24 protein-coding genes are annotated in these 26,383 nt (G+C 56.7%); 23 read left to right on the top strand and 1 reads right to left on the bottom strand.

Annotation, left to right across the window (positions count from 1 at the left end):
* The first annotated feature begins 105 nt into the window (after window positions 1–105).
* Both O3C79_RS18310 and O3C79_RS18305 read left to right on the top strand, forming a co-directional pair.
* A complete protein-coding gene (locus tag O3C79_RS18310; protein ID WP_010325305.1) occupies window positions 106–768 on the top strand; it encodes a response regulator transcription factor in 663 nt (220 codons plus the stop codon).
* 280 nt (window positions 769–1,048) lie between these two features.
* Window positions 1,049–2,062, top strand: a complete 1,014-nt coding sequence (locus O3C79_RS18305) for an IS110 family RNA-guided transposase (protein WP_494384249.1) — start codon at window positions 1,049–1,051, stop codon at window positions 2,060–2,062.
* Between the two features lie 428 nt (window positions 2,063–2,490).
* Here O3C79_RS18305 and O3C79_RS18300 read toward each other — a convergent pair whose 3' ends face one another.
* Window positions 2,491–6,444 carry a hybrid sensor histidine kinase/response regulator gene (locus O3C79_RS18300; protein WP_494384248.1) on the bottom strand — a complete coding sequence of 1,318 codons (3,954 nt, stop codon included), beginning with the start codon at window positions 6,442–6,444 and terminating at the stop codon, window positions 2,491–2,493.
* 309 nt (window positions 6,445–6,753) lie between these two features.
* On the opposite strand from O3C79_RS18300, the gene O3C79_RS18295 reads away from it, so the two are divergent.
* The 21 genes from O3C79_RS18295 to fliR all read left to right on the top strand — a co-directional run bounded on the left by O3C79_RS18295 (window position 6,754) and on the right by fliR (window position 26,382).
* Window positions 6,754–7,014 (top strand): DUF4212 domain-containing protein, encoded by a 261-nt coding sequence (locus O3C79_RS18295; RefSeq protein ID WP_494384247.1) that lies wholly within the window; start codon window positions 6,754–6,756, stop codon window positions 7,012–7,014.
* A gap of 3 nt (window positions 7,015–7,017) precedes the next feature.
* On the top strand, window positions 7,018–8,772 hold the full coding sequence (locus tag O3C79_RS18290) for a sodium:solute symporter family protein (protein WP_076465765.1): 1,755 nt from the start codon (window positions 7,018–7,020) through the stop codon (window positions 8,770–8,772).
* A gap of 92 nt (window positions 8,773–8,864) precedes the next feature.
* Window positions 8,865–9,371 (top strand): hypothetical protein, encoded by a 507-nt coding sequence (locus O3C79_RS18285; RefSeq protein WP_494384246.1) that lies wholly within the window; start codon window positions 8,865–8,867, stop codon window positions 9,369–9,371.
* Window positions 9,372–9,503: 132 nt separating this feature from the next.
* The gene (locus O3C79_RS18280; protein ID WP_010325310.1) at window positions 9,504–9,764 is read left to right on the top strand and encodes a DUF4212 domain-containing protein; all 261 of its coding nucleotides are present in this window, start codon (window positions 9,504–9,506) and stop codon (window positions 9,762–9,764) included.
* Between the two features lie 27 nt (window positions 9,765–9,791).
* Window positions 9,792–11,564 (top strand): sodium:solute symporter family protein, encoded by a 1,773-nt coding sequence (locus tag O3C79_RS18275; RefSeq protein ID WP_010325311.1) that lies wholly within the window; start codon window positions 9,792–9,794, stop codon window positions 11,562–11,564.
* A 74-nt stretch (window positions 11,565–11,638) separates the two neighbouring features.
* Entirely contained in the window at window positions 11,639–13,471 is a 1,833-nt protein-coding gene (locus O3C79_RS18270) for a putative nucleotidyltransferase substrate binding domain-containing protein (protein ID WP_494384245.1), read from the top strand.
* Window positions 13,472–13,476: 5 nt separating this feature from the next.
* Window positions 13,477–14,106 carry a 3'-5' exonuclease gene (locus tag O3C79_RS18265; protein WP_010325313.1) on the top strand — a complete coding sequence of 210 codons (630 nt, stop codon included), beginning with the start codon at window positions 13,477–13,479 and terminating at the stop codon, window positions 14,104–14,106.
* Between the two features lie 184 nt (window positions 14,107–14,290).
* Window positions 14,291–14,644: a flagellar hook-basal body complex protein FliE gene (gene fliE / locus O3C79_RS18260; protein ID WP_010325314.1), complete on the top strand. Its 354-nt coding sequence runs from the start codon at window positions 14,291–14,293 to the stop codon at window positions 14,642–14,644.
* 23 nt (window positions 14,645–14,667) lie between these two features.
* Window positions 14,668–16,359: a flagellar basal-body MS-ring/collar protein FliF gene (gene fliF, locus O3C79_RS18255; RefSeq protein WP_010325315.1), complete on the top strand. Its 1,692-nt coding sequence runs from the start codon at window positions 14,668–14,670 to the stop codon at window positions 16,357–16,359.
* Complete coding sequence (fliG, locus tag O3C79_RS18250; RefSeq protein ID WP_494384244.1) at window positions 16,349–17,353, top strand: flagellar motor switch protein FliG; 1,005 nt, start codon at window positions 16,349–16,351, stop codon at window positions 17,351–17,353. Before fliF ends, fliG begins: the two co-directional genes overlap by 11 nt.
* A complete protein-coding gene (locus tag O3C79_RS18245) occupies window positions 17,353–18,102 on the top strand; it encodes a flagellar assembly protein FliH (RefSeq protein ID WP_494384243.1) in 750 nt (249 codons plus the stop codon). The genes fliG and O3C79_RS18245 overlap by 1 nt, the downstream gene beginning before the upstream one ends.
* Window positions 18,103–18,114: 12 nt before the next feature.
* Complete coding sequence (fliI, locus tag O3C79_RS18240) at window positions 18,115–19,512, top strand: flagellar protein export ATPase FliI (protein ID WP_494384242.1); 1,398 nt, start codon at window positions 18,115–18,117, stop codon at window positions 19,510–19,512.
* 14 nt (window positions 19,513–19,526) lie between these two features.
* Window positions 19,527–19,973: a flagellar export protein FliJ gene (gene fliJ / locus O3C79_RS18235; RefSeq protein WP_494384241.1), complete on the top strand. Its 447-nt coding sequence runs from the start codon at window positions 19,527–19,529 to the stop codon at window positions 19,971–19,973.
* 51 nt (window positions 19,974–20,024) lie between these two features.
* The gene (locus tag O3C79_RS18230; RefSeq protein WP_494384240.1) at window positions 20,025–22,079 is read left to right on the top strand and encodes a flagellar hook-length control protein FliK; all 2,055 of its coding nucleotides are present in this window, start codon (window positions 20,025–20,027) and stop codon (window positions 22,077–22,079) included.
* 74 nt (window positions 22,080–22,153) lie between these two features.
* Entirely contained in the window at window positions 22,154–22,663 is a 510-nt protein-coding gene (locus O3C79_RS18225; protein WP_494384239.1) for a flagellar basal body-associated FliL family protein, read from the top strand.
* 8 nt (window positions 22,664–22,671) lie between these two features.
* Entirely contained in the window at window positions 22,672–23,658 is a 987-nt protein-coding gene (gene fliM, locus O3C79_RS18220; protein WP_494384238.1) for a flagellar motor switch protein FliM, read from the top strand.
* 21 nt (window positions 23,659–23,679) lie between these two features.
* Complete coding sequence (gene fliN / locus O3C79_RS18215) at window positions 23,680–24,138, top strand: flagellar motor switch protein FliN (protein WP_010325323.1); 459 nt, start codon at window positions 23,680–23,682, stop codon at window positions 24,136–24,138.
* Entirely contained in the window at window positions 24,135–24,578 is a 444-nt protein-coding gene (fliO, locus tag O3C79_RS18210) for a flagellar biosynthetic protein FliO (protein WP_494384237.1), read from the top strand. The genes fliN and fliO overlap by 4 nt, the downstream gene beginning before the upstream one ends.
* Window positions 24,578–25,315, top strand: a complete 738-nt coding sequence (gene fliP, locus O3C79_RS18205) for a flagellar type III secretion system pore protein FliP (protein WP_494385808.1) — start codon at window positions 24,578–24,580, stop codon at window positions 25,313–25,315. Before fliO ends, fliP begins: the two co-directional genes overlap by 1 nt.
* A gap of 10 nt (window positions 25,316–25,325) precedes the next feature.
* Window positions 25,326–25,595 (top strand): flagellar biosynthesis protein FliQ, encoded by a 270-nt coding sequence (gene fliQ, locus O3C79_RS18200; protein WP_010325327.1) that lies wholly within the window; start codon window positions 25,326–25,328, stop codon window positions 25,593–25,595.
* 22 nt (window positions 25,596–25,617) lie between these two features.
* Window positions 25,618–26,382 carry a flagellar biosynthetic protein FliR gene (gene fliR / locus O3C79_RS18195; protein WP_010325328.1) on the top strand — a complete coding sequence of 255 codons (765 nt, stop codon included), beginning with the start codon at window positions 25,618–25,620 and terminating at the stop codon, window positions 26,380–26,382.
* The last annotated feature ends 1 nt before the right edge of the window (window position 26,383 follow it).

Raw genomic sequence — 26,383 nt, 5'->3', positions numbered from 1 at the left:
CGGTTTTGTATAGCGAGAAGTGCTATTATGCTGTGCCGGAAAACGGTCTGCCTTGGCCTCAGGGTCGATGGCCCAGTTCAAAAACAGCTCCTGGGAGAACGATGCATGCAACTGGCACACAAGATCATAATCGCTGATGACCACCCTCTGTTCCGTGCGGCGCTCCGTCAGGCCGTGACGCAGGCCGTGCCTGGTATCGACATCGTCGAAGCCGACAGCCTGGCAGCGGTACAAGAGGCGGTTGAGAAGCATAACGATGCTGATCTGGTGCTGTTGGATATTCACATGCCCGGTACTCATGGCTTCTCCGGCCTGGTATTCCTGCGTGGCCAGCACCCCGGTGTGCCGGTGGTAGTGGTCTCCGGCAGTGAAGAACCGCATGTGATGAAGCGCGCCATCGATTATGGTGCATCAGGTTTTATTCCCAAGTCCGCGCCGCTGGAAACCCTGTCCGAAGCCATTACCGCCGTACTGGAAGGCGAAGAGTGGCTGCCGCAGGAACTGACCGACAACATGGATGAAGTCAGCGAAGAAGACCAGCAGTTTGCCGCTGCTCTGGCATCCCTGACTCCCCAGCAGTTCCGCGTACTGACCATGCTGACCGAAGGCCTGCTCAACAAGCAGATCGCCTATGAACTCAGTGTGTCCGAGGCGACCATCAAGGCCCATGTGACCGCAATCCTGCGCAAACTGGGTGTACACAGCCGTACCCAGGCCGTAATTGCTGCCCAGCGTCTGGGTGTTGAACCCCCCAAGACTGAAGTCTGAAACAGCTCTTTATTTTCAGTGCTGTAGACCTTCTGCCAGTCAGTTAGCTGCAGGCTGTGTTGTGGAAGTGTGGAAGTGTGGAAGTGTGGAAGCGCACTTTGTGCGCGAAGCATTCGGCCGCGGAGCGGCCTCCCACATGGCAGTCTCCCAAAGGAATATCCAAGCACCTGTCTGGGCTTTGATCAGGTTTGTGGGAAATGAGATGGATCCGCCCACCCCGTGCCATGATTGAGTTTGCAGACCAATCAAGGTTCGGCATCCAGGCAAGAGGATCCATCTCATGAATAAGACTAGCATCATCGGAATTGATCTGGCCAAGCATGTTTTCCAACTTCAAGGCAATGATCAACAGGGGCATACCCGCTTTGCAAAACAACTGAAACGGCATGCGCTCCTGCCCTTTTTGGCGCGCCAACCGAAAAGCCTGGTTGCCATTGAAGCCTGTGGCGGTGCTCATTACTGGGCACGTGCTATCAGTGCGCTCGGGCATCAGGTGAAGATTATTCATCCCCGGTACGTAAAACCCTTCGTTCAGGTGCATAAAAATGATCAGCGTGACGCTGCCGCGATCGCCGAAGCCGCCGCCCGACCGGCGATGCCTTCAGTGGCACCCAAATCGGTCGACCAGCTCGACATCCAGGCACTACACCGAGTACGTGAACGGCTGGTTAAAGAGCGCACGGCCATTGGCAATGAGCTGAGGGGTATCTTGCTGGAAATGGGGGTCGTTATTGCCCAAGGACATCGAGCCATCCTGGAGGCTGTTCCACGCGTTTTAGAAGATGCCGACGCTGAGTTGAGCCACCGAGGCCGCCAACTGATTCATGATCTGCGAGATCAATGGCTTGAGCGTGAACAGCGCATTGCTCACTATGACCGCGAGCTGAAACAGATCGCACGAGACAACCCAGTCTGTACACGCCTGCAAAGCATTCCAGGTATCGGCCCAGTGAATGCCACTCTGCTGTACAGTCACGCGGGCGATGCCGGTCACTTCAAGTCAGCGCGGCACTTCAGTGCCTACTTGGGCCTGGTGCCCCGGCAGCATGCCAGTGGTGGCAAAGAGCGCCTGCTGGGCATTAGCAAGCAGGGAAACGTCCACGTGCGCAAGCAGCTCGTGCATGGTGCTCGTGCGGCCTATCGCGCCTTGATACACACTGACGACTCGCGGTTGGCCCGATGGCTTCACGGGATGAAAGGGAAACATCCCAATACAATCATCGTCGCGCTGGCCAACAAGCTGGCCCGCATTGTCTGGGCGCTCATGACACGGGAAGAGTGTTACCGGGCATGAGCGTCAGCCATATTAATACTCAGTAATGTAACAGGTACTCATCACCAGAGTTGCGCAGAGCCTTAGGACACCACAGATAAGATCGACTTGCTGAAGCCTTTGAGCGCGCATGGCTCATAGAAGCCGAGTGGGAGATCAGGACAGCAAGTGCATATCTCATAATGGCCAGGGGTGGATACGCCCCGATGACAGGCCGGATATAAGCATGCAATCTCTATCTACTGGTCAAAGGCTTGCAACCCGGGCGGATCCATATAAGCGCACTCCGTGCGCGAACTTCAGGCTACATGGCTGTATCCCGCTGCTAAACTCCCCACAGCATTATTGCACTACAGCAGTGCTCAAGCTGCTAGAGCTCAGGTAAAACTGTGGGAGTGCGCTCTGCGCACGAATACCTCGGCAACAGAGCGACTCTAAAACCCTCCTGATTACTCCCGTCCCGCTTTCAGGTTCGCCATGATCTTGTTGATCATCGCTCTAAGTGCAGCGGGCTTGACCGGCTTCGTTAGCAGCTGTGCACCGGCAGCACTAATCTCGTCTCTGACTTCATCGGTACGGTCAGCCGTAATCACTATGGCCGGGCTGAAGTATTCGGCGCCTTCTGTCTGCCCCGGCAGGCTGGCCAGCTGTTGCAGCGCCATGATCCCGGTATCGGTTTCACCCAGATGGTAGTCGGCCAGGATGATATCCGGTGTCCAGCCAAGGCTTTCCAGTTCTTCCAGAGCATCATCGGCAGACAGCGCGACCGCCACTTCACAGGACCAGCCCTTGAGCAGGGCACCCATGCCTTCCAGAATCTTCGGCTCGTTATCGATCACCAGCACACGCACGCCGTTGAGGCCTTTACTGCGAATCCAGCCACGTTTTTCAGGGCGTGATTTCTGTGCCAGAGCGGGGTCACCCAGCGGCAGAGTGATACTGAACACCGTACCCTGCCCGGGCCAGGAGCGCACATGGAGCTGGTGCCCCAGCATGCGGGCGATACGGTCGGTGATGGCCAGGCCCAGCCCCAGGCCTTTCACCTGACTGTGTTTGGGGTTGTCGATGCGCTTGAACTCCTCGAACACTTCGCGCAGTTTGTCCTCGGGTATACCGACACCGGTATCCCAGACTTCCAGACGCAGCTGACGCCCCACACGGCGGGCGCCCATAAGAACGCGGCCCTGGGCGGTATAGCGCATGGCGTTGGATAGGAAATTCTGCATGATACGGCGCAGCAGCGGCTGGTCGGAGTACACCACCTGTTTGCAGTCGACGGTATCAAATTTGAGGCCTTTCTCCCGTGCCAGTGCGCTGAACTCGGTGTTCAGAGTCTGGAACAGGCCTTCCAGCGAGAAGTGGGTCAGTGTCGGCTCAAGTGCGCCGGCATCCAGCTTGGAAATATCCAGAATCGCGGTGATCAGCTCTTCGGCAGCCTTAAGCGAGCCGTCCAGGTTCTCCACCAACTGGCTGGTTTCGTCGCTGTGGCTCTGCTGAGCCAGTGCCGAGGTAAACAGGCGGGCCGCGTTCAAGGGCTGCAGCAGGTCGTGGCTGGCTGCTGCGAGGAAGCGGGTCTTGCCGAAGTTGGCGGCCTCCGCATCCGATTTGGCCTGACGCAGTTCGTCCTCCATCAGGGCACGGATGGTGTTCTCCTTGCGCAGCTCCTTGTTTACAACGGACAGGGCATGGGTGCGTTCGCGCACACGTTGCTCCAGGTTCTCGTTGGTCTCCTGCAGGGCCTGCTCGGCCTTGCGGCGCTCGGTGATGTCCTGATACAGGGTGAAGTAGCCCAGCACATCGCCGTATTCGCCGATATGCGGGATATAGGTCACCTCGGCAAAACGAACACTGCCATCATGAGTCGGCAGGCGGGTTTCAAAGCGCTGTCGCTCGCCACGCAACACCTTGTCAATATATTGACGCCTGTGCAGATACTCCTCTTCCGGCAGGGCTTCCAGCGCCGACATGCCGGCAATGTTGTGCCGGTCCAGGCCAAAGGCATCGGCATAGGCCTTGTTGATAAACAGGAAACGCTTGTCCGGGTCCAGGTAGCCGATCAGCACCGGCACGTTATCGGTGTAGATGCGGATATTTTGCTCACTCTCACGCAGCGCTTCTTCAATGCGCTTGTGCTCGGTGATATCCATGTAGGTGTTGACGTAACCGCCGTTGGGCATGGGGTTGCCGCGAACTTCCAGCACGGTGCCATCGGGTCGGAAGCGTTCGTAGGAGTGCGGATCGCCGGAGCTGATGGTGTCCAGGCGCATGCGCACCTGTTGCTCCACATCGCCGAGGCCGTACTCACCCTTGATGGCGTTATAGCGGAACACTTCCTCAATGGGGCGGCCGATACAGATTAGTCCTTCAGGGTAGTTGAACATATCCACATAGCGCTGGTTCCAGGCCACCAGCCGCATCTGCTGGTCTACCACGCTGATGCCCAGGCTGATGTTCTCGATGGTGGATTGCAGGAGTGAGCGGTTGAAGCGCAACGCCTGAGACGCCTCGTCCACAATGGTGACCACGTCACCAATTTCCATTTCCTTGCCGCGCAGGGTGGAGTCCATCACGATGCGGGCAGAGGATGCACCAATGGCACCGGCCAGCAGGCGCTCGGTGTACTGAATCAGTTCGGGTGTGGCTTTTTCCGCCGCCATGGGTGGGCCTTCACCACGCTGCTGACCAAAGGTGCTGAATGCCTGTCGTGTACGGCTCATGCCGAGGAAGCGCTCGCTCAGCATCTGCAGATCACCGACGGTCACCTGCCCGAGGTGACGGGAAGGGTCGGTGATGCCCTTGGCGGTGATGTTGACGAAGGCGCTGGCCTGAATGCGGTCGACCAGACGCGGCGTCGCCAGCCGCGAGACGATCACAAACAGCAGCAGGTTTACGCCCAGGCTCCAGACCACCCCGTGGGTAAGCGGGTCCATACCGTCAATACCCATCAGGCCGGTGGGACTGAGCCAGCCTTCGTTGCCGGTCAACTGCGGCAGCCATTCATAGGGGATCAGGCGGGCCGAGTTCAGTGTGGGCAGCACCAGGGTGTAGAGCCAAAGCAGGAAACCGGCCATCAGACCCGCCAGCACCCCGTGGCGGGTACCGCCTTTCCAGTAGATTCCGCCCAGAATGGCGGGCAGGAACTGGATGGCCGCGACAAATGCCAGCAAGCCAAAGGAGGCCAGTGGACCCTGTTCACCCAGAATGCGGTAGTAGAAATAGCCCATCAGCAGCAGGCAGATGATGGTGATGCGTCGTACCCGCAGCAGCAGGGCGCCCAGATCCTTCGATTGGGACAGGTGCAGCCAGGAGATACGGAACAGCAGGGGCATGATGATGTCGTTACATACCATGGTGGCCAAGGTAATACTGGCCACAATCACCATGCTGGTGGCCGCCGACAAGCCACCGATAAAGGCCAGCGTCGCCAGGTGCTCAGAGCCTGTGGCCAGAGGCAGCATCAGGACATAGGTGTCGGCATCAACACCGGTGTTGCTGAAGTAGGTAATACCGCCGGTGGCGATGGGCAGTACAAACAGTGCCATCAACAGCAGATACGTGGGAAACAGCCAGCGTGCGGTCAGCAGGTTACGCTGACGAGTGTTTTCCACGATGCTGACGTGGAACTGGCGCGGCAGACAGATAGCGGCAGCGCAGGCCAGTACGATCTCGGTCAGAAAGCCGCTGCTAAGGGCAGTATCAAAGTTCTCGTTGTGGCGCAGCTGGGCGATAACCTGGTTGGTCACTTCCTCGACCCCGTCAAACAGGCCAAAGACCACAAACAGGCCCACACCGACAAAGGCTGTCAGCTTGATCAGGGATTCAAAGGCCACGGCCAATACCAGCCCTTCATGGTGCTCGGTGGCATCGATATGGCGGGTACCGAACAGGATGGCGAATACTGCCATCACCAGTGCCACGAACAGCGCCGTATCGCTGCCGTTACTCATGGCTTCGGTGGCGCCGGGTGCCAGAGCGTTGTAACTGATGGCAACAGCTTTCAGCTGCAGCGCGATATAGGGAATGGTGCCCATAACGGCAATGATGGTGACCAGAACCGCCAGTCCCTGACTCTTGCCGTAACGCGAGGAGATAAAGTCGGCAATGGTGGTGATGTTCTGCTGCTTGCTGACCAGAAAGACTTTTTCGATCACCTGGATCGCCAGCATGAATACGATTGCAGGCCCCAGATAGGTGGCCAGAAACTCCCAGCCGGTGGAGGCAGCACGGCCCACGGCGCCATAGAAGGTCCAGCTGGAGCAGTACACGGCCAGTGACAGCGAATAGACCACCGGGTTGCTGGCCCATTGCTTGCCGGCACTGCTTTTGTCACCGAAATAGGCGATGGCAAACAGCAGACCCAGGTAAGCCAGTGAGATCAGAATGATGGACCAGCCAGACAGCATAAGAAGGCTCTCATATCAGTGTTGGGACAGATATAGAGTGTACCGCTGAAAAGTCCGGCATCACAGTATACATCTTTAGTCGAAAGTGGCCGTTTAAAATCATGAACGGTACTTGACTATTGTATTACATGAGCTGGGTCATGTTTTTGACGCCATTATGTAACTTGTTGATTAATAATGTTTATTTTGTTTTATCAGAAAGTTGAACCTTTGAGTTCTACTAAAGTCGGGGCTTTTCTTGCTTCGGTTCTTTATGCAAGATCATCCCGTATCTTCCCGGCTCCAATAACAAGAAAACGGAGAAACACCATGGCAGATGATAAATCCAAAGCTGCTCTCTATTGGTCGACGAACCTACGTCTGATCCTAGGTAGCCTGGTCGTCTGGGCATTCGTGTCCTACGGCTGCGGCATCCTGTTCCGTCCTCTGCTGTCCGGCATTTCAGTCGGCGGCACCGATCTGGGCTTCTGGTTTGCTCAGCAGGGCTCAATTCTGACCTTCATCGGTATCATCTTCTTCTACGCCTGGCGCATGAACAAGCTTGATGCAGAGATGGGACTGGAGGAGTAATCGATGGATCAGTTTTATATCAACCTGCTGTTCGTAGGCGCGTCCTTCGCTCTCTACTTCGGCATCGCAATCTGGGCCCGTGCGGGTTCCACCAAAGAGTTCTACGTAGCAGGCGGGGGTGTACACCCGGTTGCTAACGGTATGGCAACGGCTGCTGACTGGATGTCTGCAGCGTCCTTTATTTCCATGGCGGGGCTGATTGCCGCCGGTGGTTATGCCAACTCTACCTTCCTGATGGGCTGGACCGGTGGTTACGTGCTGCTGGCGATGCTGCTGGCGCCTTACCTGCGTAAGTTCGGCAAGTTCACCGTACCTGACTTCATCGGCGATCGCTTCTACAGCAAGCCGGCGCGTTTGGTCGCTGTGGCCTGTCTGATCGTTGCCTCTACTACCTACGTTATCGGCCAGATGGCTGGTGCCGGTATCGCCTTCTCCCGCTTCCTGGAAGTGGACAAGGACACTGGTCTGGTTATCGCGTCCGTGGTTGTATTCTTCTACGCCGTACTCGGCGGCATGAAGGGCATCACCTACACTCAGGTGGCTCAGTACTGCGTACTGATCGTGGCTTACACCATCCCGGCTATCTTCATCTCCATGGAGCTGACCGGTAACCCGATCCCGGCCCTGGGCCTGTTCGGTGATCACACTGCATCCGGTATGCCGCTGCTGGCGAAACTGGACCAGGTGGTTCAGGAGCTGGGCTTTGCAGCTTACACCGCTGATGTGCCGAACAAGCTGAACATGGTGCTGTTCACCCTGACGCTGATGATCGGTACTGCTGGTCTGCCGCACGTTATCATCCGCTTCTTCACTGTACCGAAGGTGGCTGATGCGCGCTGGTCTGCCGGTTGGGCGCTGATCTTCATCGCGCTGCTGTACCTGACTGCTCCGGCGGTTGCGTCCATGGCTCGCATGAACCTGATCGACACTGTCTACCCGAACGGTACTGATGCTCCGTCAATCCAGATCGATGAGCGTCCGGAATGGATGAAAACTTGGGAAGAAACCAAGCTGATCACCATCGAAGACAAGAACAATGACGGTCGTATCCAGTTCTACAACGATAAAGCCGACATGTCCGACAAGGGCTGGGAAGGCAACGAGCTGACCTACAACCGCGACATCCTGGTACTGGCGAACCCCGAGATCGCACAGCTGCCGGGCTGGGTTATCGGTCTGATCGCAGCCGGTGGTCTGGCGGCGGCACTGTCCACTGCGGCAGGTCTGTTGCTGGCAATCTCCTCTGCGGTAAGTCATGACTTGATCAAGAACTCCATCAACCCGGATATCTCCGAGAAAGGCGAGCTCATGGCGGCACGTGCATCCATGACCGTGGCGATCGTAGTGGCAACCTACCTGGGTATGAACCCGCCAGGCTTTGCGGCCCAGGTGGTGGCACTGGCCTTCGGTATCGCGGCTGCTTCCATCTTCCCGGTACTGATGATGGGTATCTTCTCCAAGCGCGTGAACAACAAGGGCGCTATCGCAGGCATGCTGGCCGGTCTGATCACTACCCTGGTGTACATCTTCATGTACAAGGGCTGGTTCTTCATCCCGGGTACTGCCAACCTGCCGGACACCGTGGATAACTGGATCCTGGGTATCTCTCCGCTGTCCTTCGGTGCTATCGGTGCGATCATCAACTTCACAGTGGCCTTCGTTGTCTCCAATGCAACTGAAGAGCCGCCGGTTGAGATTCAGGAGCTGGTGGAAAGCGTGCGCTACCCGAAAGGTGCTGGCTCTGCCGTTGACCACTAAGTCATAATGACTCAACAGACAGTCTGACTGTCACGTGTTGAACCTCCTCGGGCTTCCAACTGGAAGCCCGACTTTTTTCAGGAAGTAGAAGTATGGTCTGGAATCTGGTTGCCACTGTTTTTGCCGGCCTGGGTGCTGCAGGTATCGCTCTGATCCTGCGTTCTCTGAGCCGTAAGAAACTGCCCAAATGGATTGTGCCGGCTGCCGCCGGTCTAGGAATGCTGGGGTATTCGATCTACAACGAATATACCTGGTTCGAGTTCAAGACCAGCCAGCTGCCGGAAGGCTCAGTGGTTGTCTCCTACGAAGCCAACAGCATGATCTGGCGCCCCTGGACTTTCCTGTTTCCGATGACCGATACCTTCACTGTGCTGGATCGCAACAGTGTGGCGCACCAGGTCACGGACGATGGCACTCTGGCGCAGCTGGTGCTTTACCGCTTTGAGCGCAGCTATACCGATCATGTTGAACACAGTGTTCATCTGCTCAACTGTGAAAAGGGCGAGATGGTCGAGCTGAATGAGCAAAAGGATATGGTGGCCGGCAGTTTGCGTGAAGTCGTGCAAGCGGCTCCGCTTTATCAGATGGCGTGTCGCTAAGTATTTACAATCCTTGTTAAACACCTGTTTTTACACGTAATGCTCCGACTAAAGTCGGGGCATATTTACCCTGTCCTGTTTGTTAGATTCAAAGGTGAACCTCACCTTAAATAAAAACAACAGGATGGTGTTATGTCTTCCCAACCGGACAGCGCGCGCGCTTACTGGCGCGAAAACCTGCGTATTATCTTCACCTATATGGTGATCTGGTTTGCGGTCTCCTACGGCTGCGGCATTCTATTTGTGGATGCGCTCGACCAGATTCAATTCTTCGGCTTCCCGCTTGGCTTCTGGTTCGCCCAGCAGGGCGCAATTTATGTCTTTATCGGTTTGATCTGGGCCTATGTGTTCAGCATGAACCGCCTCGACGAAAAATACGACGTCCACGAATAACAATCACCAAGTCAAGGAAGCTGAGTGATGAGTCTCGATTTGCTGACCTACATGTTTATAGGTGGCTCTTTTGCCCTCTATATCGGCATTGCGATCTGGGCCCGTGCCGGGTCTACAACTGAATTCTATGTTGCCGGGGGTGGTGTGCCGCCTGTTGCTAACGGCATGGCAACCGCTGCGGACTGGATGTCTGCGGCCTCTTTTATCTCCCTGGCGGGGATTGTCTCTTTCATTGGTCGCGATGGGGCCGCCTATCTGATGGGCTGGACCGGCGGCTACGTATTGCTGGCGATGTTGCTGGCACCGTACCTGCGCAAGTTCGGCAAGTTTACGGTGCCCGACTTCGTAGGTGACCGCTACTACTCCAAAACGGCGCGCTATATCGCCGTTATCTGCACCATCGTTATTTCCTTTACCTATGTCGCCGGGCAGATGCGCGGTGTCGGCATCGTGTTCTCTCGCTATCTGCACGTTGATATCAATACCGGGGTTATCGTTGGTATGGTGATCGTGTTCTTCTATGCTGTTTTGGGCGGCATGAAAGGCATCACCTACACCCAGGTGGCGCAGTACTGTGTGCTGATCATGGCCTTTATGGTGCCGGCTTTCTTCCTGTCCATGCAGGTGACCGGTCACTTCCTGCCTCAGATTGGTCTGGGGGCGACGCTTGAAGATGGGCGTTCGGTTCTGGTGACCCTGAACGAGCTCTCGTCAGAGCTTGGGTTTGACCAGTACACCCAGGGCAACAAGACCACCATCGATATGTTCTTCATGACCGCTGCACTGATGTGCGGTACGGCGGGCCTACCTCACGTTATCGTGCGCTTCTTCACCGTGCCGCGCGTAAAGGATGCACGTATCTCCGCTGGCTGGGCGCTGATCTTCATCGCCATCCTTTATACCACTGTGCCGGCGGTAGCGGGCTTTGGTCGTGTGAACCTGATCGAAACCATCAATGGTCCTGACAATGCCGGTGTTGAATACACCCAGATGCCCAGCTGGTTCAAAAACTGGGAGTCCTCGGGTCTGATTGCCTGGGCCGACAAGAACGGCGATGGCAAGGTGCAATACCAGGCAGGTGCCGCGTTTGACGGTGGTAAACCGGCCTTTATCGATTCGCGTGGTGATTACGGCGAGCGTTTGACCGAAAACGCCTCCAGCAGTGCCAATGAGGTGTATGTTGATCGTGACATCATGGTGTTGGCGAACCCGGAAATTGCCAACCTGCCGGATTGGGTGATTGCGCTGGTGGCGGCGGGTGCCGTGGCCGCAGCTTTGTCGACTGCAGCAGGTCTGCTGCTGGTAATTTCGACCTCGATTTCGCATGACCTGATGAAGAAAAGCATCAACCCGAATATCACCGACAAGCAGGAGCTGACGTACGCTCGCCTGGCGGCCATTGTGGCCATCATCATTGCCGGCTACTTCGGGATCAATCCGCCCGGGTTTGTGGCGCAGGTGGTCGCACTGGCCTTTGGTTTGGCGGCTTCCTCGGTATTTCCTGCCATCGTGCTGGGTATCTTCAGCACCCGCATGAACACTCAGGGTGCCGTCAGCGGCATGCTGGTGGGGCTGGGGTCCACCATGGCCTATATTATTTACTTCAAGTTCATGGGCGGCACGCCTGATCAGTGGCTGTTTGGTATTTCGCCGGAAGGCTTCGGTACTGTCGGCATGCTGTTGAACTTTGTGGTGGCGATGCTGGTGGCGTCCATGACGCCGGAGCCGCCGGAGGAAATCCAGTCCATCATCGAGGACATTCGTATCCCCCGGGGTGCTGCCCAGGCGCATGCACACTGAGCCTGATACGGATCAGCCGGGGGCGTGATGCCCCCGGTACTCTCTGATGCAATAACCGGGTGAGGAGACGACGGATGCCAGATGCATTTAACATGGATAACATCCCCTTCAGCCTGCTGAATGAGGACGAACAGGCGATGCTGGGCAAGAATCTGGATATCGGATACTTCCAGCAGGGCGAAGCGATCATTACAGCGGGTGAAAAGCCCGAAGGGCTGTTTATCATCCTCAAGGGCCGGGTTAGCGAAAGCGAGGCGGCTGATAAGGGTGAAGAGGGTGGTGGCCAGCACATTTTTGTTCACTACGAGAATGAAGATTACTTTGGTGGCTGGTCAGCGGTGCGTGGCACTGCCATTCACAACTTTGTGGCGGACGAAGAAACCATCTGCCATATCCTGCCCACGAGGACTCTGCTGGACCTGATCGCCAGCAATGCCCAGTTTGCTGATTACTTCCAGCAGAACCTGGCGGTAAAAAGAGAGATTGTCGCGCAACACGGCGGCAACCAGGACATGGCCGAGTTCATGCTGGCTCGCATCACGGATGCCACTGTGCGTGAGCCGCTGGTGGTGGAGCAGGGAACCAGCATCAAGCAGGCGACCGAGCTGATGCGTCAGCACAAGTCCGACTGTCTGCTGGCACGCCGAGGCGGCCGTTACGGCATGGTGACCGGCACCGACCTGCTGGATGCCGTGGTGATCAATGAGAAACCGCTGGATACCGATATCATCGATGTGGCCAGTTTCCGTCTGATCACTATCGATCACGAAGATTACCTGTTCAATGCACTGGTCATGATGACCCAGCAGCAGATTGAAAGGGTCGTGGTAATGGATGGCCAGTCCATGGTCGGGGTTGTTGAGCTGACCGATGTACTGAGTTATTTCTCCAGCCATTCCCATGTGATCGGTTTGCGTATCGAGCGCGCCGGTACCATCGAGCAATTGCGCGAAGCGGCTCAGGGCCTGAACGAGCTGATCAAGGCGCTGATTTCCGCCGGAGTGAAGATCCGCTTCACCATGGATCTGCTGGCGGCCATGAACGGCCGTATTATTTCCAAGCTGTTCGATCTGATTATTCCGGCAGACATGCAGCCTCATGTGTGTTTGATCGTGATGGGGTCGGAGGGGCGTGGTGAGCAGATCATGAAAACCGACCAGGATAACGCCCTTATCTACCGCGAAAACCTGGTCTGGCCCGGCATGCAGGAGACCCTGAACCGGTTCAGCGAGAACCTGATTTCGTTCGGTTTTCCACCCTGCCCGGGCAATATCATGGTATCCAACCCGGAGTGGGTGAACTCCGTGGGGGACTGGACCCAGCACCTGAGTGACTGGGCCGACACCTGTGAAGGCAATGCTCAGATGAACCTGGCCATTGCCGTGGATGCAAAGCCTGTAGCGGGCAATGAGGCCCTGTTCAAGGTGGCGCGCAACTGGTTCCTGCGTCACCTGCGTAACAATGATGTGTTCTTCTCCCACTTTGCCCGTGCGGCGGTGGAGTTTGATACGCCACTGACCTTTTTCGGCAACCTCAAGGACAAGGGGCAGCTGGATATCAAAAAAGGCGGCATCTTCCCGATTGTGCATGGCGTGCGCACCCTGGCACTGGAGCACCGTATTCTCAAGACCAATACTTTTCAGCGCATTGAAACGCTGGTGGAGCAGAAGGTCATGCAGGCCGAACATGGCAGTGATCTGTCCGAGGCGCTGGCCCTGTTTATCCAGCTGCGCCTGCGTCAGCAGATCCGTCGGGCGGAGGAGCAGGAAGATGGCCTGGACCCCACGCCTAACCAGATCGACCTGCAGCAATTAAACAAGCTTGAACGTGACCTGCTGCGCGACGCTCTTCATGTCGTGAAGGGATTCAAGAAGCACCTGGCAACACGCTACCACCTCGGAGGCTGATACAGATGATCATTCCGCGCTCGATAAGGCGCTATAAGGAACGCAAGGAGCATCGGGAAGGGCCCTGGGCGGAGCTGTTCGAACCTTACAAGGGTGACGAGGTCGTATCCCTGGATTGTGAAACCACCAGTCTGGATGTGAAAAAGGCCGAGATTCTGTCGATCGGTGCAGTACGGATTAAGGGCCGCAAGGTCATTACCAGTGATCGTCTGGATATCAAGCTCAAGCCGCCGGCCAGTCTCAGTGGTGATTCCATCAAGATTCACAAGCTCAGGGCGCAGGATCTGGTTGATGGTATCGAGCTTGAGGATGCGTTGAAACAGGTGCTGGAGTTTGTCGGCAACCGACCCATTCTGGGCTATTACGTCAACTTTGATGTGCGTGTGCTGGACAAGTTTCTGCGTCCCCAGCTGGGGTTCGGTCTGCCCAACAAGGCGGTTGAGCTGTCCCACGTCTACCACGACATCATCAAGTGGAAGCATGTCGGTGGCGACGTGGACCTGCGCTTCGATACCATTGCCGGCAAATTGGATATCCCCATCCTTGAACGACATACTGCGTTGGGTGATGCGATCACGGTTGCCTTGATGTATGTCCGTCTGAAGTACGGTGAAACGCCGAAAAATATCTACTGAGCGGCAAATCCTGTATATTGAATTGAGAGAACGGGCCGTATGGCCCGTTTTTTGCTTGCATCACAGGGCAGGAGCCTTTTTCCGACATATCGTCAATCTATTGTCGGTTTGTGTACTATCCGGCTTGATGAGGTTAGGACAGGCTCTATAATGTCAAAATATTGCCGCACAGGAGAGGTATAGCATGATTGAACGTGCTGATATCAACAGCCTGCTGTCGCAGATGCGGACGATTCGGCAGGAGATGCAGCAGGGCGTGGCGCCCGTGCAGGCACCGGAGCTGAATCAGGTGTCCGGGATCAGCAAGGCCGACAGCAGCGGCTTTGCCGATCTGCTCAAAAGCGCTGTGGACAAGGTTAACGAACATCAGTCTGAAGCATCCCGTCTGCGCACGGCCTACGAGAAGGGTGACCCCTCGGTAGACCTGCCCCAGGTGATGATTCAGGCGCAGAAAGCCTCAGTTTCGTTTCAGGCAATGACCCAGGTACGCAACCGTCTGGTCACGGCTTATGAAGATGTTATGAAGATGCCGATCTAACACTCGGCAGCGGTCAGGATTAAATGGATAACACGGCAGCACAATTAAGCGGCAAGGGCAGTCTGATGACCGGCTTCAATAGCCTGGGCATCCTGCGGCAGCTCGGTCTTATGATCGGTTTGGCTGCCAGTATTGCCATCGGTTTTGCCGTGGTGCTCTGGTCGCAAAAGCCTGACTACCGGGTGTTGTTCTCCAATCTCAACTTTGCCGATGCCAACGAAGTCATCGAGCAACTCAAGCTGTACAGCGTTCCCTACAAGTTTGATACCGACGGCCGTGCCATTCTGGTGCCGGAAGAGCATGTGCATCAGGCGCGCCTGAAACTGGCCTCCGAGGGTTTTACCGCTGACAAGACCGTCGGCTTTGAACTGCTGGAGCAGGAACAGGGTCTGGGCACCAGTCAGTTCATGGAGAATGCGCGCTTCCGGCGTGGCCTGGAAGGTGAGTTGGCACGTACTATCAGTAGCCTTCTGGCGGTGCGGTCCGCCCGTGTACACCTGGCCTTGCCCAAAGAGTCGGTGTTTGTGCGAGACCAGCGCAAACCCCGCGCCTCTGTCTTTATCGAAATGTTTTCCGGCCGTACTCTGGCCCGTGATCAGGTTGCGGCCATTGCCAATCTGGTCGCGTCCAGCATTCCTGAATTGGCGGTGGATGATGTCACCGTTGTGGATCAGAAGGGGCGTCTGCTTAATACTCGCGATCAGGATGAAGATGTGGTGCTGGCGGCCAAGCAGCTGGAGTACACCCGTCAGGTCGAGCAGACCCTGGTTAACCGCATCAACAGCATTCTGCAGCCGGTGGTCGGGCTGGGTAACTTCCGTGCCGAAGTATCCACCGATATTGATTTCACCCAGGTAGAGCAGGCCGATGAAATCTATAACCCGGACCTGCCGGCCCTGCGCAGTGAGAAAACGCTGGAAGAAAAGCGTGCCGCGGGTGAGCTGGCCCGAGGTGTGCCTGGTGCGCTGACCAACCAGCCGCCTGGCCCGAATGAAGTCCCCGAGCAGATTGAACCCGGTACGGTCGGCGCCGCCAATGCCGCTGGCGCTACAGGGACCGGGTCCAGCCGTGAGCAGGCTGTACGCAACTACGAGCTGGACCGCACTCTCAGTTATACCCGTCACCAGACGGGCGTGATCAAGCGCCTAAGTGTCGCTGTCGTGGTGGACGACCTGACGACGACCAACCCCGAGAGTGGCGAAGCCCAGCGCATGACCTGGTCGGAAAATGAATTGCAGCGGCTGCAAACTCTGGTACGCAATGCCGTGGGCTATTCGGCGGTGCGGGGCGACAGCGTGACCGTGATTAACTCGCCGTTTGTACCGGATGAACCCATCAGCATGGAAGATCCTGCCATCTGGGAGCAGGACTGGTTCTGGGATTTGATCAAACAGGTGATGGCTGCGTTGTTTGTCCTGGTTCTGGTCTTCTTTGTATTGCGCCCCATTCTGCGCAGTCTGGCCGATGCCGGCAAAACCAAGGATGTCGTCTCCCTGGGGCCGGCGGGTGAAATTTCGGCGGATCTGGAAGGCCTGGAAGGTGCGGATGTATCCGAGGATAAGGTTACTCTGGGCACCGGGGGCGACCGTGGTATCTTGCCGACGCCCAATGAGAGTTTTGATTATCAGCTTAATGCCATTCGCAGTATGGTCGCAGAAGATCCGGAAAAAGTGGCCCAGGCCGTTCGTCAGTGGGTAATCGATAATGAGCAGTGATGCTGAACTGAACGACATCCAGAAAGCAGCCATTCTGCTGATCAGCCTGGGTGAGTCTGATGCCGCCGAAATCCTCAAGCACCTGGGGCCGAAGGAAGTACAGAAGATCGGCGAGGCCATGACCCAGCTCGACAATGTGCCCCAGTCCCGTGTTGAAGCGGTAGTGGCTGACTTCATGAACGTGGTCAGTGACCAGACCGGCATTGGTATCAACAATGACCGCTATATCCGCGCCATGCTTAATCAGGCGCTGGGTGAGGAAAAAGCCAAAACGCTGATTGACCGTATTCTGTTCAGTACCAATACCTCGGGCCTGGACACGCTGCGCTGGATGGATCCACGCCAGGTGGCAGAGATGTTGCGATATGAGCACCCGCAGATTCAGGCGGTCGTTATTGCCTATCTTGACCCGGATCAGGCCTCGGTTGTGCTGACCTACTTCGATGAAAAGTCCCGTCTTGATATCCTCATGCGTATTGCCGCACTGGATCGTATCCAGCCGCAGGCACTGCAGGAGCTCAATGACATGTTTGAATCCCAGTTCACCGGTAGTAAGGCTAGTCAGTCGCGTACCCTCGGTGGCGTGCGTTCTGCCGCCAATATCATGAACTTCCTCGACTCCAATCTGGAGGCGGAACTCATGGATGGTATTCGCGACAACGACGAAGGTCTGGCAACCGAAATCTCTGATCTCATGTTTGTGTTCGACAACCTGATCGATGTGGACGATCGTGGTATTCAGGTCATCCTGCGTGAAATCTCCACTGATAACCTGGTGCTGGCACTTAAGGGTGCAGACAGCGCGTTGCAGGAGAAGGTGTTCAAGAACATGTCCAAGCGGGCCGCCGAATTGTTGCGTGACGACCTTGAAGCCAAGGGGCCTGTGCGTGTATCTGAGGTGGAAGAAGCGCAGAAAGAGATCCTTACCGTGGCACGCCGTCTGGCCGATGATGGCGAAATCATGCTGGGTGGCTCTGGTGAAGAGATGATCTGATGAAAAAGGATCAGCCCATACGCATCCGTGCCAGTGACGCGGATGCCGTGAAGCCCTGGTTGCCTCCTGATGTGGGCGGTGCAGCCCCGGTGGTACAGGCACTGGCCCGCAAACCTCCTTCCCCCCTTGAAGATGTCGATGTCTCCGTCGTTGAAGAAGAGATTTTTGCCGAAAAGCTGACACTGACGCAGTGGGAAGAAATTTGTGAAGAAGCCCGTCGTGAAGGTCAGGCAGAAGGGCATGCCGAGGGCATGACCCAAGGGCGTGAGCAAGGCTACCAGGAAGGCCTGCAACAGGGGCTGGAAGCAGGCAAGGCGCAGATTAATGAGCGTTTGCAGCGCCTGGATGGGCTTATCGAATTATTACAGAAGCCGCTTGAACAAGAGCGTGAGGCGCTTGAAGAAGCGCTGGTGAATCTGGTGATCGAGCTTGCCCAAGCCACAGTGAAGGCAGAGCTTAGTCAAAATATTGACGCGCTTGCGCGCAGTGTTCATGACGCTTTGGAGCAAATGCCGGAGGGTGAAGGCAATCTCAGTCTGCGCATTGCACCTGATCAGGTGGCGCCGCTGGAACCGCTATTGGGTGATCTGGCGCTCAAGCTCAAGCCTGACCCCGAGCTGGAGCCGGGCAGTTGTGTGCTGGAAAGTGGCAACTGCCGCGTCGATTATCAGGTGGAACAGCGTTTCACTCAGGTAGCAGAACAGCTGCGCGCCCGGTTGATCAAAACGCCCGACTCTTCATCTAAATAACGAGGCTGTCTCATGCCGGACCTGGCTCACCGTCTCAACCGCTACCGTCATATCGACTACGAATCGCCGCGCCCGGAAGTTGAAGGCCGGGTTACCCGTTTGATCGGGCTTACCCTGGAAGCCGTGGGGCTCAAGGTGGCACTGGGGGACTACTGCCTGGTGTCGCTGCAGGACGAGGGTGAGGTGGAAGCGGAAGTGGTCGGCTTTGCCGGTGATCGTATCTATCTGATGCCGCTGGACAGCGTCGATGGCCTGGCTCCTGGTGCCGCCGTGCGTCCGCGAATCGGTGCCAGTCTGGTACCGGTCGGGTTCGGTTTGTTGGGGCGTGTCATCGACGGCATAGGGCGGCCACTGGATGGCAAAGGACCGCTGGCACCCGATGATCTGGTGACGCTGTCCGGCGAAACCATCAATCCCCTGCACCGTCACCCGATAGAACAAACCCTGGATGTAGGCGTGCGGGCCATTAACGGTTTGCTGACGGTGGGGCGTGGGCAGCGTCTTGGGTTGTTTGCCGGCAGTGGTGTCGGTAAATCGGTCTTATTGGGGATGATGACGCGCTTTACCGAAGCGGAAATCACCGTGGTCGGCTTGATTGGTGAGCGTGGCCGTGAGGTGCGTGAATTTATCGATCACAGCCTGGGAGCAGAGGGCATGGCGCGCTCGGTTGTGGTGGCCTCGCCGGCCGATGATTCCCCTTTGATGCGCCTTCGCGCGGCGCAGCTGACCACTCGAATTGCCGAATACTTTCGTGCCCAGGGTAAAAATGTACTGCTGCTGATGGATTCGCTGACACGCTATGCCCAGGCGCAGCGTGAAATCGCGCTTGCCGTGGGAGAGCCACCAGCTACCAAGGGCTATCCGCCGTCGGTGTTTGCCAAGCTGCCGAAGCTGGTGGAGCGTGCCGGTAACGGCGAAACGGGTGGTGGCTCCATTACCGCCTTTTATACAGTCCTCACGGAAGGTGATGACCAGCAGGACCCGGTGGCCGACTCGGCGCGTGCTATTCTGGATGGACATGTGGTGCTGGCACGCTCATTGGCAGAACAGGGGCATTACCCGGCCATCGATATCGAAGCCTCGATCAGCCGTGCCATGCCGCAGATTGTAGATGATTCCCAGCTGAGCCTGGCACTGCAGTTCAAGCGCCTGTACTCACGTTACAGTCAGAATGCCGACTTGATCTCGGTGGGAGCCTATGCCCGTGGCAGCGACCCTGAAACCGACCGTGCCATTGATATGATGCCAACCATCAAGGCTTATCTGCAGCAGAGCATGAACGAACCCATGCCCCTGCAGCGGTCTATGCAGGAGTTGGCCATGGTGATGAGTACGCCGCCGCAGCAGGGCAATGCCCAGGGCGGTGCACAGCCGAAAGCGGGGCAGCCGGGAATCCGGCGGGTTCCCTGATACAGGAGTAATGGATGGCAAAACCAAGATCTGAGCGGCTGGAAGTGGTATTGGCAGTGGCTGAGCGAAAGCGTCGTGAAGCCGAGCGCTACCTGGCCGAAGCCCAGCAACGGGTCGAGCAGGGCGAACGCGGTATTGATCAATTGCAGCAATATCTGGGTGAATACCAGCAGCAGTATACCCAGGTGGGCCAGCAGGGCATGAATATTGGCACCCTGCATGCACAGCAATCCTTCCTGCAAAAGATCAACTCAACGATTCAGGCACAAGAACAGGCGCTGGTACAGGCGCGTGATCAGTTGCAGCAGGTGCGCGCCTTCTGGCAGCAGGCCTATGCCAAGGAAAAAGGCATTGAAGAGCTGATTCGCAAGGCGCGTGAGACCGAAGTACGTCAGGCTGACAAGCAGCTGCAGCAGGAAATCGACGAGCGCTCCCAGCATCGCCGGCCGCAATATATCTAACGTTGGCACCTTAATTGCTTTTACTTGGCTATCGGATACCAGGAGTCTCGCATGGCCATTGTTAAAGCACCCAGTCAAACCAGTCCCTCCTTGCTTGATCTCAGTTCAATGCAGACGCCGGTCAATGGCATGACTGCTGGCGCTCAGGGCGCGGCTCCCGGCAGTTTCCAACTGCTGTTTCAGGGCAGTCTGCAGGCACAGGGCAAAGTGGCGGCAAACGGCCAGACTTTGCCTGCCGAGGGCGAAAACTTGCCAGGCCAATTGCCGGCTGATGGCAGCGAGACGGGTGCTGAAGGTGGCGCAGCCGCTGCGGATATGCAAACGGGTCAGCAGGATGCCGACAATCTGAGTGGTATGCCTCCGCAAGCGGGGACTGCACAGGCTTCTGTTCAGGACGCTGCTAATCAGGCGCAAACAACCGATGCCAAGCCTACTTCCTCCGTATCGGGCCAAGTGCAGTCTGAGCAGCTGCCAGCGGGCCAGCAACCACCTCAAGAGCCTCGACCGGGGCAGCAAAGCACTCAAGCCACCAATCTAGCGTCCGGAGCGGCGGGGGGTAACGGCAATGCCTCTGAACAATCTGCTCTGAGTCAGCAGCAGTTGGCTGCTCAAACACAAGCGGGACAGCAAGCGCTGACTCAGGCAGAACAGAAGGCCCAGACTCACCAAAGAGCTGAGCAGCATCTGACGCAGACTGAGCAGCAAAACCAGCAGCGTATTGAGCAGCAGCAATTGACGAAGGCGGAGCAGCAGGCCTTGCAGCAAGTGCAGACTCAGCAGCGCACGAATCAGCAACAAGTCCAGTCTCAGGCTCAGCAGCGTACTGTCCAGCAGCAACAGATAGAGACAAAACAGCTGGCTCAGCAGACGGTTGAGCAACGCCAGGCAGGGCAGGAGGCGATGACTCAAACGCAGTTGCGTAACCAGGCTCAGCGAGACGCAGGCCAACAGCAAAAAACCGCTAAGGCTCAGCAGTTAACGGCTGAAGCCGAGAGTGAACAACCGAAGATACCGCAAGCAGAACAGGGGCGTGAAAGCCGCTCTCAATTACCCTCAAGCGCAGCCGAACAGGCGCGTGTAGAGGCGCAAGCAAGGGTTGCGGCCAATGGCGCTGTGGATAACGCCTCAGCCCAGCCCCATCCCTTGAGTGGAGCTGCCAGTGCTGAAACAGCACAGGGTGGTCAGCCTGAAATAATGGATGGAGACGTAAAAGTACCTGTGAGCGCGGGGCAAACAACCTCGGCATCAGCAATACCGGGGTCTCAAAATGCGTCGAACAGTGCTTCAGTGGCCACTGCGGATACTGAGGCGGCGCCTGACCCTGTCACTCTTCTGGCCAGCCAGGATGCGGTACAGGCAAAGCAGGCTCAGCAAACCAGTGGCGAGAGTCGAGCGCCTACTCAGCTGGTTACGCCTGCAGCACCTGCTGACAATTCATCAGCACGCCAGGCTCAGCTTGACCCTGCTCAGGTACGTGGCGGTGAAGCTGGTGGACGAGTCGATGTCAGTGCTTTGAACACTGGCGGCAGTGGTGCCGGAGGTATGGGGTCAGAGAGCGGTGATAGTGGCAGTCAGCGACAGGATTCAGGAGCCCAGACAAGCACCACCCAGAATACTCAAACGGCACAGCCACGTAACCCTCAGGCTGCACAGGCACAGGCTCAACAGTTGTTGAATACACATCCGCAGCTGTTGACACCCCGTTGGGGGCAAGCGGTGGGCGAGCGCATGATCATGATGGCGCAGCATGGACCACGTAGTGCCCAAATTCAGCTGGACCCGCCAGAGCTGGGCTCCATGCAGATCAGGGTACACGTTCAGGGGCAGGATCAGATCAGTGTCAGTTTTACCAGCCCTAATCCGGCGGTAAGGGATGCGCTGGAACAACAGATGCCCAGATTGCGCGAAATGTTGGCCGAGCAGGGGCTTGAACTGAGTGAAGGCGCGATCTCGGATGACTCGTCCAGTAGTGGGCAGGGTTCTGACAGCCGCGGTGGCTCCGAGGGAAGAGCTGGTGGATACGCGGGTGGCAGCAGTGGTGAGCTGGATTCGGAGTCACTGCCGGGCAGTGCCGTTGCCGTGGGTCTGGTCGACTACTACGCCTGAAGTCTTCAGCCCCAAAAACAGTGTGTTATATTACCCTGTTATCAGGGATAAGGCACAGTTTTACGGAGGCATGAATGGCAGATAATGAAGCGCCTGAAGAAGGCAAGGGTTCAAAGAAAAAGCTTATCATCCTGATCGTCCTGGGGGTTGTATTACTGCTGGGCGGAGGGGGAGGTGCTGCGTACTTTTTCCTGATGTCCGGTGATGAAGAGGCGGTGGCCCAGGCCAGTGCCGAACCGGTTCAGCGCGAAGCCATTTATACCAAAATTCGTACCCTCGAAGGTAAGCCATCATTTGTTGCAACCCTCCAGTCCGCCGATAACAAGCGGCATTACATGCAGGCCTTTGTGGAGGCCAAGAGCCGAGACCCTCTGGTCGACGAGGCCCTGAAAAAGCATATGCCACTCATCGTTTCGCGCCTGAATGCCCTGTTCTCAACACAAAGTTTTGAAGAGCTGCAGAGCATCGAGGGCAAAAAAGCCCTGCGTGCTGAAGCCACTTCCATGGTGCAGTCGATTATGCAAGACAAGATTGGTCAGCCCGGGGTCGAGACGATTCTGTTTACTAACCTCGTGATGCAGTAGGGGGCCGGATGTCGGTCAAGGATCTGCTCTCCCAGGACGAGATCGATGCACTTTTGCACGGTGTCGATGATGGAGATGTTGAAACCGAGGATGATGCGGATGGCGAAGATGCCGATGGTGTTCGCACCTATGACCTAGCCAGTCACGAGCGCATCGTGCGTGGGCGTATGCCTACGCTCGAAATGATCAATGAGCGTTTTGCGCGTCATACCCGAATCAGCCTGTTCAACCTGCTGCGCCGTACTGCTGATGTCACTGTTGGTGGCATTCAGGTCATGAAGTACGGAGATTACATCCATACACTCTATGTACCCACCAGCATGAGCCTGGTAAAGGTTCATCCGTTGAGGGGAACGGCTCTTTTCATCATGGATGCCCGCCTGGTGTTCAAACTGGTGGATCAGTTCTTTGGTGGCGACGGCCGTCATGCCAAGATCGAAGGACGTGAATTTACCCCGACCGAAACCCGTGTTGTGCACCGTACCCTGCAGCAGTTGTTTCAGGACCTGCAGGAGGCCTGGAAGCCGGTCACCCATTTGCAGTTTGAGCATGTGGGACACGAAGTGAACCCGGCCATGGCCAACGCGGTTAACCCGACCGAGGTGGTCGTGGTCTGCTCATTCCAGGTGGATCTTGAAGGGGGCTCCGGGGATTTGCATATCACCATGCCCTATTCCATGCTCGAACCTATCCGGGATCTTCTGGTATCGGGTGTGCAAACCACCGAAGAGCAGATGGACGAGCGTTGGTTGTCAGCCCTGCGGCGTGACATCATGATGGCAACGCTGGAGCTGGATCTGCGTGTGGCCGAGCGTGAGATGACGTTGCGTGATGTCATGGAACTTGAAGCCGGCGATATTATCCCCATCGAGTTGCCGGACAGCCTGCAACTCAAGGCCAACAATGTCCCCATGTTTGAGTGTCAATTAGGGACCTCACGTGGCAATCTGGCTGTTAAAATCAAAGATACCATCAAGCAGCCGGGTAATAGCTGACCGGCGCGCGGAGAGTAAAACGTGAGTGACGAAAACAACGATCAGGATCAACAGGCGCTCGCAGACGAGTGGGCTGCGGCACTTGAGCAGCAGACCGGCGATGCCGGAGTCGATGCTGATGCGCTGCTGGATGATGTCCAGGCCCAGGCTGCACCCAGTGCGCCGCCTGCACAGGGGGTTGAACTGGATGAGCTGAAGGATGATTCCCGGCCCATTAATGACCCCAAGCTGGACGTTATTCTGGATATTCCGGTCACTCTTACAATGGAAGTGGGAGGTACGGAAATAGCCATTCGCAACCTGCTGCAGCTCAGTCAGGGCTCGGTAATCGAACTCGATCGTGTGGCCGGTGAGCCGCTGGATGTGAAGGTGAATGGAACTCTCATCGCCCATGGTGAAGTGGTTGTGGTGAACGACCGCTACGGTATTCGTCTGACCGATGTCATCAGCCCCCAGGAACGGATTCGCCGTCTGAAATGATTCTTCCCCGTATCAGCTGTGCCCTGTTATGTCTGCTGCCGGTGCTGAGCCAGGCGGCGGAAGAGAGTGTGGCCAAGAATACAGCCGCTGCGCGGCCCGCCATGCCGGACCCTCTATCCTGGGGCGCCATTATGCAGCTGGGTCTGGGCCTGGTGCTGGTCGTTGGCTTGATTCTGCTGTTGGCCTGGCTGGTCCGTCGCGTCAATGGCGTGCCGGCGGGCGGGCAGGGCATGAAAGTGCTGGCCGCCTTGCCATTGGGGCAGCGTGAGAGAGCGGTGCTGGTACAGGTAGGCGAGCAGCAGATGCTGCTGGGAGTGGCGCCTGGACGTGTCAGTCTGCTGGTAGAGTTTGATGAGCCGGTGCTGGACAGTGCGGAAATACGCGGGGCGGCCTTTGCCGAGCGCTTGCAGCAGGTTCTGTCGCGTGGAGCTGAGCGTTGATGCGATGGCTTGGTCTGATCCCCCTGTTATGCCTGTTGGCTCCTGCCGCCTCGGCTGAAACAGGCATACCGGCCGTGACCCTGGTCACGGGCGAAGACGGTACCACCAACTACAGCGTCACGATCCAGATTCTGGCGCTGATGACGTTGCTGACGTTCCTGCCGGCAATGTTGATGATGATGACCTCGTTTGCTCGTATCATCATCGTATTTGCGATTCTCCGTCAGGCGCTGGGTTTGCAGCAAACACCGTCCAACCAGATCATCATCGGCCTTTCCCTGTTTCTGACCCTGTTCATCATGTCGCCGGTGTTGGAAGAAGTGAATGCCAACGCTGTCCAGCCCTACATGAGTGAAGAAATCGGGCCCGAGGATGCATTTCGGGCCGCCGGTGTGCCTTTCCATGAGTTCATGCTACGGCAAACGCGGGAAAGTGACCTGAATCTGTTTATGCGCATCTCGGATACGCCACCGGTGGAAAATGCTGAAGATCTGCCCTTTACTATCCTGATACCGGCGTTTGTCACCAGTGAGCTGAAAACAGCCTTCCAGATCGGCTTTATGCTGTTCATTCCGTTCCTGGTCATCGACCTGGTAGTGGCCAGTGTTCTGATGGCGATGGGTATGATGATGCTGTCTCCCATCATCATCTCTCTGCCATTCAAAATCATGTTGTTTGTGCTGGTAGATGGCTGGGCGATGGTGATCGGTACCCTGGCTGCCAGTTTCGGAATGTAGCGGAGGGCATATGGATCCGGGCATCATACTGGACTTGTTTGGCCAGGCGCTCTGGTTGATCGTGGTGATTGTTGCCGTGATTGTCGGGCCTTCTCTGGCAGTAGGTTTGATGATCTCCGTGTTTCAGGCCGCGACCCAGATCAACGAGCAGACCCTCAGCTTTTTGCCACGCCTTATCGTGACGCTGCTGGCCGTTATGTGGGCAGGTCCCTGGATCGTGACCAAGATATCGGACCTGTTCAATTACATGTTCCTCAATATCCCGCGTTTGATCTCCTAGGCCTGCCATGGATATTGGCCTGATGCAGATTGAACAGTGGGTCAGTGGCTTTTTGTGGCCGCTGTTCCGCGTGATGTCCTTTTTCATGGCCATGCCCATCGTGGGTACCCAGATGTTACCGGCACGAATTCGTCTGGGGCTGGCGCTGATCGTCACTATCCTGATCCTGCCTTCCCTGCCGCCGATGCCGGTATTTGATCCCATTTCACTGCAAAGCTGGGTCATTATTGCTCAGCAGGTGGTGTTGGGCAGCTTGCTGGGCTTTGCTGCCACTATTTTGTTGCAGAGTTTTGTTGCGGGTGGCCAGATCATGGCGATGCAGATGGGCCTGGGCTTTGCGTCCATGACCGACCCCGCCAACGGCGTCAATGTGGTCATTATTTCGCAGATCTATCTGATGCTGGTGATGCTGCTGTTTCTGGGCATGGATGGCCACCTGGTGCTGATTGAGATCATGGTGGAAAGCTTCCATGTGGTGCCGGTCGGGCTGGATGGTGTCAGTCGTATTACCCTCTGGGAAGTCGCTCTGTCGGGTGGCTGGCTGTTCATGGCAGCTTTGCTGATGGCTTTGCCTGCAGTCACCGCGCTGCTGGTGGTGAACTTTGCCTTTGGCATCATGACCAAGGCCGCACCTCAGCTTAATATCTTCGCCATCGGCTTTCCGTTCACCATGTTGATGGGCCTGTTCATTGTCTGGGCAAGTCTGTCCGGCTTCTTCAGCCACTACCAGACGTTCTCGACTGAGGCGTTGGAAAATATCTCGCAACTGCTGAAGGCAGGGCGCTGAG

The organism is Marinobacterium sp. NO-S09 (assembly GCF_059179545.1).
The sequence above is the reverse complement of the archived record's forward strand: the minus strand, read 5'-3'. Positions and strand labels throughout refer to the sequence as shown.